The sequence below is a fragment of the Methylobacter sp. BlB1 genome, from assembly GCF_015476545.1.
GTDB lineage: Bacteria > Pseudomonadota > Gammaproteobacteria > Methylococcales > Methylomonadaceae > Methylobacter.
This window is the reverse complement of the sequence record NZ_JADMKV010000100.1, coordinates 1-10,066: the sequence shown is the minus strand read 5'-3', so window position 1 is coordinate 10,066 and position 10,066 is coordinate 1. Positions and strand designations below refer to the sequence as shown.

The 10,066-nt window shown below is 50.0% G+C and carries 9 protein-coding genes; 2 read left to right on the top strand and 7 right to left on the bottom strand.

Annotated features, from left to right (window positions below):
* Positions 1-278: 278 nt before the first annotated feature.
* On the bottom strand, positions 279-1,727 hold the full coding sequence (locus IT781_RS20790) for a hypothetical protein (protein ID WP_194972089.1): 1,449 nt from the start codon (positions 1,725-1,727) through the stop codon (positions 279-281).
* Positions 1,728-2,231: 504 nt separating this feature from the next.
* On the opposite strand from IT781_RS20790, the gene IT781_RS20785 reads away from it, so the two are divergent.
* Entirely contained in the window at positions 2,232-2,627 is a 396-nt protein-coding gene (locus IT781_RS20785; RefSeq protein WP_228779326.1) for a DUF6763 family protein, read from the top strand.
* Positions 2,628-2,965: 338 nt separating this feature from the next.
* Positions 2,966-3,889, top strand: coding sequence for a hypothetical protein (locus IT781_RS20780; RefSeq protein ID WP_194972088.1), 924 nt, complete (start codon positions 2,966-2,968; stop codon positions 3,887-3,889).
* 1,276 nt (positions 3,890-5,165) lie between these two features.
* On the opposite strand, the gene IT781_RS20775 is transcribed toward IT781_RS20780, so the two are convergent.
* From IT781_RS20775 to IT781_RS20750, 6 genes are all read right to left on the bottom strand, one after another.
* Positions 5,166-6,602 carry a hypothetical protein gene (locus tag IT781_RS20775; protein WP_194972087.1) on the bottom strand — a complete coding sequence of 479 codons (1,437 nt, stop codon included), beginning with the start codon at positions 6,600-6,602 and terminating at the stop codon, positions 5,166-5,168.
* A complete protein-coding gene (locus tag IT781_RS20770) occupies positions 6,599-8,719 on the bottom strand; it encodes an ATP-dependent RecD-like DNA helicase (RefSeq protein WP_194972086.1) in 2,121 nt (706 codons plus the stop codon). Before IT781_RS20770 ends, IT781_RS20775 begins: the two co-directional genes overlap by 4 nt.
* Positions 8,716-8,886: a hypothetical protein gene (locus tag IT781_RS20765; RefSeq protein WP_194972085.1), complete on the bottom strand. Its 171-nt coding sequence runs from the start codon at positions 8,884-8,886 to the stop codon at positions 8,716-8,718. The genes IT781_RS20770 and IT781_RS20765 overlap by 4 nt, the downstream gene beginning before the upstream one ends.
* Positions 8,887-8,977: 91 nt before the next feature.
* Positions 8,978-9,211, bottom strand: a complete 234-nt coding sequence (locus tag IT781_RS20760) for a hypothetical protein (protein WP_194972084.1) — start codon at positions 9,209-9,211, stop codon at positions 8,978-8,980.
* Between the two features lie 74 nt (positions 9,212-9,285).
* Positions 9,286-9,573, bottom strand: a complete 288-nt coding sequence (locus IT781_RS20755; RefSeq protein WP_194972083.1) for a HigA family addiction module antitoxin — start codon at positions 9,571-9,573, stop codon at positions 9,286-9,288.
* A 9-nt stretch (positions 9,574-9,582) separates the two neighbouring features.
* Positions 9,583-9,861 (bottom strand): type II toxin-antitoxin system RelE/ParE family toxin, encoded by a 279-nt coding sequence (locus IT781_RS20750; RefSeq protein WP_194972082.1) that lies wholly within the window; start codon positions 9,859-9,861, stop codon positions 9,583-9,585.
* Positions 9,862-10,066: the final 205 nt, after the last annotated feature.

The following is a 10,066-nucleotide window of genomic DNA, read 5'->3' as shown; positions in this document are numbered from 1 at the left end:
AATCTTGCTCGCGGAAACACCGCTATGCATAAAAGGAAACTTCACATAATGGTACTTATGCAAAGCTTTGCATAAGTGCCATTTCCAGCCTGTCGATAAGTATTTTCGAACGGCAGCTATAAGTCATAAATTGTTCGCTCAATGCGTAGGCAACCGGCAACCACGCGAGGCGGCATATTCGACACGCTCCGCTTTCGGTTGTCGGTTGACCGAAGTGTTAGGCCAATGACATTGCGGCCAAGAGGCACCCAATTGCTTTGATCTGAATCAGTCGCTTGTCAGGTAGCCAACACCTCTTGTGCAATTACTTCTTCCTCAATCTTCGACAGTAGAGATTGGACTTGAGAGGGGGCGGGCAGACTAATCTTCGGTCGTTTTTTGATGATATCTTCGCAGGCTGGCTCAAATGCGTCGTATACAAATGATTTCCTGCTGGAACTCTTGTACATGTCCCGAAGGAAAGACGCATCAACTCTGGTTTTCAATGTCTCGGCAAGCTCTTTTGTCTCAGGCTCTGAAAGCATATAGTCAGTAGCGAGCGGTTGGAGACAGCCTGGAAGCAGCCGAATCATTTCCTTCGCATCGTCCTCAATAAGACCATCTAAAATATACTTGGACGCTGCTGATGCGGCTGTGCCTCCAGCAAGGGCTCCAAGAATTCCCCCTACGACACCCCCGACAGCCGTGCCGACTAGAGGAATAGCAGATCCCAGTGCCGCCCCGCCTGCAGCTCCAGCCATCCATCCTCCTGCGCCGCCGGCAACTCCAGCACCGTTTACTGTCAGATTCTTTGCAAACTGGGCCCAAGAAATGCTTCCGCTGAACGCAGCGCGGTAGAAGTCGGGAGCAGATATCACAACAGTTGTAACGGCCGAAGTAACCACATTTGTGCGAAGCAATTTGGCCACATGGTTAGTTGCCGCCGCACCATAGACAGCTTTACCGAGGGACGCTTGAGCGACCCTTTCCACTGCGCCCTTTCCAATCTCCGTTTGTGCAACAGCTTTTACTCCATCGCGCATAAAGACAACGCCAACCGCCGCTGTTCTAGTTCTAAGTATTTGGGCAGCTGCAATTCCAGTCACGAACGATGCTGCTCCAGATTGAAGTGCCATTGACACCGAATCTTTAAGTGCTTCCTCGGTGTTTTTCCCATCCCATTTCATTTTTGCAAAGTTGACGGAGAATGATATCGCAAAGGCATAGCTAGAGGTCACGCATTGGCTCTTCATATCAAAGATCAGACTGTCTATATTCCCAGCCTTGGCAATGTTTTTTGCCTGCTTATAGCTAACATCTCCCTTCTTGACGATCGTCTCTGCTTCATTGGGATCTTCCATGCCCGGAACTTTTCCCGCTTCAATTTTCTTACGCATCAGTTTCAAGCATTCCTCATACTGATCGCTTGGAACCTCTAATAGTTGGCCGCTGTATCGATAATTTCCTTGATTATCGAAGGCCGAGTTAACCGTCGCCCTAGCAGAGTCGAAGTACTTGGTTTGAATCGAAAAGCCATCGACGACACGATCAGCGCCATTTAATTTGTTTCCTGTCCCAACCTGATCCACTTTATGGCCGCGAAGTCGATCATTTAATGCATTTGCTTCTTCGGCGGCGAATCCGGTTCCACCTTTAGTATGAAACTTGTTGATCTGAGTTTTCTCTATATCTGCAGCAACAGTAGGGCCGCTGACAGAATGGTAAGCATTTTTCTTCTTTTCGCTCATTTCCTTATCCTTGCAGTAAAACTTTGCCAATAGCATATATGCCAAGGCTCTATCTTGTTAACACCCCGTGCACCTAAAGAAGCGTCCACTTATTGCCATTTTGGGCTGGTGTTTGCCATCCCCGCTTACTCATCGGACATGGCCTAACAAAATATCATAAATCATTCGATAAAATAGGTTTCAATTTTGGATGTGCTCTATGATTTTGCAAATGACCGTCCGTTTCCAGCACTAATTAGCCAGTCAAGGAATTGGGGTGAAGGGCAACTAAGGGTCGGTTTTACCCTTTCAATTCTGACCGAGCAAGGTCGGCCGGCCAAAAGAGGCCGCTGATGTTTTGTTTTTGGCTGTCGATAGTTGGTAACATTTGTCTTTCAGTTTAGCCAAAGATGATTGATTGCAAGACCTGGCTCCAGCCTCGTGCAAACCGAGATTATCCGGATTCTGCTTGAAAAACTCGCCGCTCAGGCGAGGCACACTTTGCCAAATAGAAAGGAGAGCACCATGAAAAACGAAGCCGATCCCATCGTAGGTAATTGGTATCAACATCTGGACAAGGGCCAAGCCTTCCAAGTCGTCGCTGTAGACGAAGATACCGGCACGGTCGAACTACAGCATTTCGACGGTGATGTGGAAGAGATTGATCTAGATACTTGGTACCGACTCCCCGTCGAGCTCATCGAAGAGCCCGAGAATTGGAGCGGCCCACTCGATGTCGGGGAAATGGATGACCTCACCGGCACCGAAGTCACCGACACCGCCGTTGCCGATTGGACCGAGCCTTTGGAAGAGATCGTCAAACCCGAGGACCGCCCCGTAGATGCGTGGTCAGAAGAAGGCGACGATCGGGGTGAAGGTTATCCATCGAAAGAGCCGCCGGAAGAGTCGGAGGAGGAATAAGATCAATCACGCCTGAGGATATACTAAACATAAACGATCGATCGAGTATCTCAGGTTAAAGGCAAGTAATAGTTCGCTTTTGCTTTTTGAATCCTGACAGAGCTGGTTCGGCCAGAAGCAGTCTATTAATAATCCCTGTTTAATGTCAGGAGAACTTCTGAAAGCAGCTATTCAACGTTGGGGTTGATCCTTTTTTTCTTAAGTTGATAGAATTGGGTTTCCTCCTTCGACGACAATACCTCCACCGCCAGGGATCTGGCTTTCGAAACAATCCGCACCCGCGCGGAACGAACTCGATTGGCCGCGGCCGGGCTAAATTTAAAATAAGGAGAAAAAACATGCCTATCCTGGAACCTGACCCTTGGCGACAGCAGTTCTTCGATCATTGCCTCTGCCCGAACGATCTATACATTCCCATCAAGGACCCCGATGCCTATCGCATGAATCAGCTTCACGCCTGGGCCTACAACAAACTCATGATCGCCGAAAAACAAAGCTTGATATGCGGCCCTCATGATATTGAACCCGGATTTTACCCCGTGTTCAGCAAACCCATCTACAACCTAAGATCCATGGGCTCGAACAGCGGCGTGATCATCGATCGACAAGAATATTCGAAACGATACAACCCCGGCTTCATGTGGGTGGAAATTCTGGAAGGCGAACATCTAAGCACCGATGTGGCGGTGGTGGACGGAGAAGCGCTCTGGTTCGCCCATGCGATCGGTTATCCCGAAAAGGAAGGAACCTTTGACTATTGGGAGATATTAGCCGATTCCAGACACGAGACAGAAGCTTATTTGCAAGCATTCATTTCGGAGAATTTCACCCATTACCGCGGAATGATGAATTTCGAGACCATTGGCGGACGCATTATCGAAATGCATCTGCGGTTCGCCGATCAATGGCCGGATCTCTATGGAGAGCCATTCGTTCCCAGCCTGATCGAACTGTATCGTTCCGGAAGCTGGCGTCTGGGGTCGTTGAATCGCACAGGTTGCAGCGTGGTGCTTTTCGGGGAGCACCGCAACTATCGAAAACCGTCTCAGGCATTTTTAGCCCAATTCATCGACCATGACCAGGTGACCAGCATCCAGCTGCCTTTTCATGAAACGATGGATCATCGCCAACATTCCATGCCGCCCGGCGGATTCAGGCTTGCCATCGTGAACGGTTTTTCCTTGGAAAAATGCAAGAAAACCAGAGAGGCGATTCGTCAAGAATTCAAGCGCCTAAACGATTTGAATCTAACAGAAGAGTGAGAAGCTTCGATATATTTTCCTTTACTCCACCGCCATTTTCATTTTTTGAGCGGAAAATCGGCTTTAGGGTTCTATCGAAGCCCCGATCCGGGGCTTTTGACTGTTTTGCCCATCGTTGGGAAGGCGTATGTGGTGATTGCAGGTGTTAGGCTAAGTTTCCAGATCGGGACACAATCCTGAAAAGTGGTTAGGACTAGGATCAAAGAGAGCCTTTGCTACTCCGTAAGCGATGCAACCATCAGTGCGATATAGAGTTTCAACCAGTATTTGCAAATGTGGTTATACGATATTCAGCCGAAAACCCAAAAGTGATTATATCTTCCATGATAGCTCGATTTTAGGCAATAAACTCTGGAGTGTTCATCGGCTTCTCCGTAAGCGTCCATCCCCCAGCCATCTGGTGCTATTTCTGCTTTAGCGATTCAATAAACTCCGGCGCCAAAGGCAGCAGTTCGTCAATGAGACTGTTGGGCCAGATCGGCAGCTTGGCCACGGACCTGCGGCAGCAGGAAGACGCCGAGAAGCTTGCCCAGCTGGCGCAAAGGTTACCGGGTGACCCATAATGACCACAGGGACAAGTTCATAGCCCAAGGTGGGCACAGATATAGTGAAGGACAGAAAAGTGCCATTATGTGACATTCAAGATTTGAAATGTATGGCTGCTGCATCGCAGCAAGCTGCCATTCAACGTCGCCGTTGACCCGCGCCGAAAGGCGCGGATCAACGGTTTGTGTACGCCGCATGGGCATGCACTTATGGGGTACAAGTCCCCTATTGGAAAACCACCGCCGGAACCCCGTGTTGGCAGTAATACCCGGCGCAATTGAGCAAAATCGAAGCGCATATCCGGCGAATACTGCGCGCCCGGCTGATTTCACAACAAAAGCGAAAACGGCATCTCTACCGATACGGTGGAAAGAGGCGTACAGAAGAAGACAACACTGGAAACAGCGTTTTCGAACCGGAAACTTTGGGCGCTGAGTAACACCCGGCGGCGACCAAAGCCTATCCTAATAGCAGGTTCATTGACCAGAAAGGCCAAGAAATTCGATCCGACCGTAAACTGGCGCATTGGCTTGACGTTACTCGATATGTGCTGCTTGCTTGGTGAGCCGTGTACGGACTCGTAAGCACGGGTTCTGTCGGCAGATGGAAGCTTCAGCCTCCTCTGACCCGATACAATGCCGTCCGTGTTTATGGCGTTATAGCGAATATCTTTCGCTCCGGTCTCTACCCAAAATGGCCATTTCTTCCGATTCCGGAGAACCGGGGATCGTCATAGTTGCTGTTCTTCATCGTCATCGGTCAACCGCTTGATTGCTTTCCAGCCAGTTTTTCCTTTGTTCTTGTTGGTGTGCCAAAGTGCAAGGCATCGCACTGACTCGCCCAAGCCGGAATCGAAAGCGTGCATTAGCCCTGGAGGAATAAAAATGTCGCCACCTGGACGGCGAATAAATGCAAAATTCTTCCCCTCCGGTTTCTCCAATACACCTTCAACGATTTGGCAAAATTCGGGAATTTCTGTTGCCGACGATGAGAGCCAATGAACAGGATTTTTGTCGCCTTTCGAAAAGCCAATTTCTAGGATGGTGCCTGGTTTGATGGTGACAATGTCGGGGAATTTTTTGTGATACAGGGGGACGCCAGTGTCAGCGCCCGTAGCGACAAAACTGAGTTCTTTTTCTAAATTAATGTGATCAAGTACGCCTTTCTGATACTCAACGTTGTGCTGATCTAGTTTGAGTAATAGCGTCTTGGCATCTGCCTTGACATCTGCGACAGGCCGAGCGCGGCCATTAGCCATCGTATCGCGATACCAATCTGCTCCGAGTAATTGTGCCAATTCCGCTGGAATTTTATAGCCGTACTGCTCTCTGTATTCTTTCGCCAACTGAGCCTGTAAAGTAGCTTCGCTGAACCGACCAGACTGCGATAGCAAGCGCGCGAGATGAATGCGGATTTTCGCGACTTCTTGTTCTTCGCGAGCCAATTGCACGGCATATGTGTAACAAGTAATCGCATCTTGGACCTGCGTCAGCTCCAGTATTTCCCCGAGTAGTGCCCAAGGCCAAGCTACTTTAGCTTGACGTCGCAATACGGGTGCTAGGTGCTTGATCGCCGATTCGATTTCACCATGCGCCAGATGCAGTTTGCTTTGATAATAATTCAGCCATTGATCGTTGGGGGCCTCTTGCAGGGTTTGCTCCAGGATACTCTGGCCCCAATCAATCAAGGCCCGATCCATCTGTGGATCACCCGCTTTGCTGACTGTTTCACGACAGATGGCTCGGACAAACCGCTTTTGCAAGCTGTCGATGGTCTTGCCATCGTCGCTGGTAAAGGCGGATTTGTCCTCTTCTGAGAAGTCATCGACCCCGGCCCAGCGAGCAAAGAGCAAGAACTCTTGCCAATCTTTGGAGGCCTTGCCAGCTAGCCGGAGCATCTGAGAAAAGGCACTATCTTTCCGAAGCGGATTTCCCATCTTGGAGAACTCACGCATATACACCGACAATTTGCTCGACATACCGCTCGGCGACAGGGCCTTAGCTTCGTAGGCCTCGACGGCCGTCTTGACGTGATCATATAACGACCAAGCATACGCGCGCAGTAACCAGATATCGGATGACCCCTCGCCATACTCGCTCCGCGCAGTTTCCAGTGCTTGCTGGAACTGCCCTTGCCTGCGCAACGTGAAAATATCGTTGGAGCTCACGACGCCGCCTCTTTCACCTGCCCGGACGCCATCAGGTTCTGTACTTCATCATAGAGTCCGCTGGTGCTTCCGGGACCACCGACTTCCTGGGCAGAGGTCCAGGTCGAGGAACCATCGTAGGTGAAGTCGATATCGCCCTTACGATAGGCATCCGCGACGGTTACTCGCAAACGGTAGGGCATGGATCTGAACGCCGTACGCTTGATCTCTGAATTAGCGAGCGTAGCGTCCAGACGCTTTAGAAAGGCTTTAATGAACTCATCTGCCGACTCATTTCCACCACCCTGTTTGTTCACCAACGCATTGAGGGACGTTAGCGCTGCACCTGCGAGCTTATCGTCAGATAAAGCATTGGGGACTACTCCGGCGCGGCTCGGTTGATGCTTACCCTTGTAGTGGTACTGCACAGTGGCCTGCTTGCCATCGCGCTCAAGTGTGTATCGCTCACAGTACTGTAGATGTTGCAACTGCTCGATGTTGATGCCCTGGGCATGCCACACGGCTCTCAATTGTCTGTGAACTTCCATAAGGGGAGCTGTGGCTAGTGAAAAGGATAGTCGGTTCCAATCAGGATCGGCGGCGAAATCGCTGCTGTTATTGGTGTTTGTTGGGCTAACAGGTGCTGCTGGCCGTTCCCAGGCTATGCCACTGAGGGCAGTAAAATTTGGAGGATTGACAACAACCAGTTTTTTGGCGGCGCGAGTAATGGCCGTGTAGGTCCAGCGGAAGAATGATGCGTTACGCGTTCCGGCGTTGGATTCAAAATCGACAATGGCCATATCCCATTCACCACCCTGAGCTTTATGGCAGGTCATAGCATAGCCGTACTTAACCTGGAGTGCGTTGAAATAGGGATCTACGACGATGGTTCGCCGGAATTCCGCTGATTTTGGGTACAGATCGGGATGCCGCTTCCGGAAATCGACCAACAGTGCTCGCTGTTCCAGTGGCGTTAGTTCCCGATTCGGCGAGTCGAGCAGATTTTCCAGGACCAAACAGTCCGACTGAATAATGCTCCCATCGCTATCGCGAAAAGCCGCCGTGACAGTCCGAAAGGAAAGCTCGACACGGTGCCCCCCCTTTAGGTGCACGGGAACAACTTTAGCGTCTTGCGCCACCTTTGTGACTTTGATCAGATCGCCATTGTTCATCAGATGTGTAGGGGAATTACGGTTTACCAGAAGCGTTTCATTAACTTGGATGGGCAATGCCGCATCCCCCCAACGACGATCTCTCACATTACGGTTGTATTCCAACGCTTTGGCGTTGGAGCGTACAACGGCGACGGTGCTCTGTTTCGACTGGATACCTTCGATGATAAGATCTACCGCCTTCTTGGCGTCGACCTGATCAATATCTTGCTGGTTGGATTGCAAAGAGAATGTGTTGAAGCGCTCGGCAAACAAAGCATCGCGCAACTCCGTAGCACGCTCAAGAATGGCGCTATCTGCTGCTTGACGCATCACTGTACAAAGGTCAAAGGACGATACGCTGAGACCAAATTCCCGGTTGAGGTAGTCATCTGACAAGGCCGGCGATGTTTTCTCGCCCACGGGCGGCAACTGTGCTGGATCGCCGACGAACAGTAACTTGGTAAGGTGATCGATGCCCCGCCCAGGACGTCTCAAGCGCGAGTAGGTCACAATATCTTTGAGCAACCGTCCGGATCCAAACTGCACAACGTCCCCTTGGCTCTCCTTGTCTCCGACCATGGACGACTCGTCGATGATAAACAAAGAAACGAGAGACTCATCTTCCTTCAGAGGGAAGGTCATTCGAATCCCCGGATCGTTAGCGGTCTCTGCCTCCTCATTGACATCAATTTGGCTGAGCGTATAAATCGCGCGGTGAATCGTTGAGCCTTCGTGTTCTTGCCTGCCGGTGATCTGTTTGATCTTCTTACCGAGAATACGAGCAGCCCGACCGGTGGGCGCCAATAAGGAGCAGGACAGATTCATGCCCTGAAGTTCTTCCACGATTTTGGCGATGAGCGTCGTTTTTCCGGTACCGGCACTGCCGCGCAATATGAAAGCATGAAGCTTATCGTCCCGCAGAAATACCTTTATGGCACTGATTGCAGCAGATTGATCCGGTGTCAGGTTTATCATCGGGCTCATGATTCCTTGGAATTAGCCGCACTGAAACTTATTTCGATCGCGGCCTTGACACTGGACTGCCCTTTGATTTCGTTGGGAACCAGCGTAGCGAACGGATGCACACGGTTAAGCTCATGGATAACCTCGACACTCGATTCTTCAAATTGCTTGGGGATATAGATGTTCATTCCTTTGCTCACTAACGCTTGCAGCAGAGGCCACCGAACCAGAGCGAAGCGGTGGTTTGGCGGTCCTGCTGCCTGTACTTGTTAAAAAATCTTACCAACTGACATCAACTATAACTTTTCCATCAGAATCGCGTTGCTCCACAGACTGAGTTCGATTAAAGCCCTTTATAGACGTATGGTCTGTGTGAACAACAGAACCAACTTTATTTCCATTTGAATCTAAAATTGAGTATGTCCATATATCGGTTTCAGCCATTGTTCCCTTTGAACGATGACTTTCTTGTTTCAGAGTTTCGCCGGAATTTAGTTTGAGTTTTTCTTTCAATTTTTTCTCCGATATTTTTCTAACGCCGCGCTCACCGACCCGTCCAGTAGTGCAGCGCTTGGTTATGCGGCGATTCAAGCAGTCACAAGCTTTTTAACGTGTAATTCATTGCGGTGCTGCTCAGCATGCCATAGATCGTATTGGGTCTGTTGCATAAGCCAGCTCTCTGATGACGTATTAAATGCTATGGACAATCGAATTGCCATTTCAGGACTGATGCCTGCACGGCCATTGAGCACAGCACTCAGGGTTTTCCGGCTGACGCCAAGGGCCTTAGAAGCCTCAGTAACAGAAAGGTCAAGCGGATCAAGGCAAAGCTCTTTGATAATTTCGCCAGGATGCGGCGGATTGTGCATTAACATAGTGACACCTCAATGATAGTCTTCGTAATTCACTACCTCAACATCCTCACCTTCAAAACGAAAAGTAACACGCCAATTGCCACTAACCGTGACTGACCATATACCAGAGCGGTTACCTGTCAATTCATGCAATCGAAGCCCTGGTAAATCCATGTCTTTAGGAGCTATAGAGACGTTGAGTCTGCCGAGAATGAGGCGAAGCTTATTAGCATGGGCTGCCTGTATACCAGCAGTGCTGCCGGATTTGAAAAACGTGGCTAAACCTTTGTGTTTGAAGCTTCGAATCATAGAACCGGATCGTAACCTGATACGTATCAGGTGTCAAGATGAGAAATAATGGCCGGTAATGACCTGATCGCTGTCATTCAATCATATTGAGCGACAGACTGCTAAGGGTGTGCGCCGTGCAAAGGCGGCGCTTTACCAGTGGGTGAAAGACCCACCCGGCTAAATCGCTCCAGCCGGAAGCAATCGAAGCAGTCATGGAGGTAAC